The sequence below is a fragment of the Kitasatospora sp. NPDC056446 genome, from assembly GCF_042796115.1.
GTDB lineage: Bacteria > Actinomycetota > Actinomycetes > Streptomycetales > Streptomycetaceae > Kitasatospora.
Genome location: NZ_JBHTRF010000093.1, coordinates 1 through 1,971, shown reverse-complemented (window position 1 = coordinate 1,971; position 1,971 = coordinate 1). Strand labels below are relative to the sequence as shown.

The following is a 1,971-nucleotide window of genomic DNA, read 5'->3' as shown; positions in this document are numbered from 1 at the left end:
GCCGCGCCCGCGCGGCCCCCCCAGTAGCCACGGTCACCGCCGGTCAGAACTCTGTGGTGAAGGAGGCGCTGCGGATCTCCGGCGTAGCCGACCAGGTGCGGGCCGGCTTTCTCGGCAACTCGGCGCGGCTGGTCCAGAACAACCTCGCCGCCTCCGGCCTCGGCACGCAACTGGTGCTCCCGGGCCCTGCCCTGACCGACTTCTTCACCGGTCCGTCGGCACTGTCCAGGGGCTTGCAGGAGGCAGTAGCCACGGTCACCGCCGGTCAGAACTCTGTGGTGAAGGACGCGCTGCGGATCTCCGGGGTGGCCGACCAGGTGCGGGCCGGCCTTCTCGGCAACTCGGCGCGGCTGGTCCAGAACGATCTCGCGACCTCGTACGCCTCGCCGTTGAGCCGGATCGCCGAGGAGATCAGCCGCACCCTCACCAAGGACCTGTTCACCGGGTTCGCCGGCTTCCGCGACCTGTTCAAGGAATGGCTGCCGGACAACCTGACCGGCCTCGACGCCAAGCGGTGGATGTGGCTGCTGCGCGTCACCGCGAAGGACGGCACCTGTCTGGCCTGGGCACCGCGTGCGGAGATCGTCGACGCGCTTCTTGCCCTGCCCCACTCGGCGGGCCGGCGGCAGTACCTGGCCAACCACCGCCTGGAGGTGGTCGAGGACGTCGAAGCCAGCCTGGAAGAGGTCGACCACCCCGACCTGCTCGACCTGCGGACGCTCACCCTCCAGGCCGTTGCCTGCATCCGCGACGGCCACGACGCACCGGCGCAGGCCCTGCTGGGCAACGTGCTGGACACCCTCATGCGCGCCCACGGCAACGACTGGCTGCGCAGCTACTTCCCCCAGGGGACGTTCCCGACCAGCCCGAACACCGGCAGCCACAAGGTGATCACCGGGGTCCTCGATGTCTGCACCGGCAACTCCCGGCTACGGAGGCTGTCGGCCTACCTCCTGGTCACCGCGATGAAGAACGTGTTCAGCGGCCCCGACCGCCAGCACACCTTCAACCGGCACCTGAGCGCGCACAAGGCATCCACCCACACCTACCGCACCGAGTTCGCCTTCGCCGCGCTCCTGAACACCCAGGCACTGCTGCGCCTGGTGGACCGCTACCTGTACGTCTGAGTGCGCGCACCGTTCCCTGACCGGGCCCGCCGCCCGGCCGCTCTACACCGCCCTGGCCCCCGCCTGCCTCCACACGCTGACCGACGACGACCACCAGGCCCTCCGCGACCTCACCCGCACCCTCGACCCCGCCACGCTGCGCCGGGTCGCGGGCCGGTTGGAGCGCACCCGCGCCGCGGCCCTCGCGCTGCGCGGTACGGATCCGGATCGGCCCGCGCGGCCGGTGGTGCGGTGCTCCTCGTCCTGACACGCCGCCGGTGGGACCGGTTCCCCGCCCGAGGGCACCGACCGTCTCCTGGCGGTGGTCGGCGCCCTCGCCGTGCCGGGGCACCGGGTCGTCGGCTGCCGCTGCTGCCAGGTGATCAGGACGTAGCAGGGGCCGTCATCGTGGCTGCTGAGGTCGGGTGCCGATCCGGGTGCCCCGTTCTCGCTGTCCTGGCTCCCGGGGTTGGGGTCGAAGGCGCCGCCGTGGCCACCGATGCCTCCGGTCCCGCCACTGGCGTCATCAAGGCCGACACCTCCTTGCCCCACACCGGCGGGGGCGTGACGGGTAGGGATAGGGCAGGCAGGCCGGGCCCGCCGCTACGGCCGCCCGTGCCCCCGCTGGCCCCACTGGTGGGAGGGCCACCGGCACCGACCAGGCGGAGGCCGCTGGTCCCGCCGGCGGCATCGCGGAGCTCCCTCCCAGGAGAGGGGTGGCGGGCGCGTTAGGTGTTTTGTCCCGTGAGGCGCCCGCAACCCGGCTGGATGAAGCTCCTATAGATCGTCAAGCGGTCTGAGGGAGTGGTGTGGGTGTGATGCTTGGGTTGGCGATGTGCTTGTAGACCTCGCGGGCGATGAAGCG

1 pseudogene is annotated in these 1,971 nt (G+C 71.5%); it reads left to right on the top strand.

From position 1 onward, the window contains the following. A pseudogene (locus ACFQ6N_RS35375) lies at positions 1–1,127 on the top strand (hypothetical protein); the annotation flags it as partial. Positions 1,128–1,971: the final 844 nt, after the last annotated feature.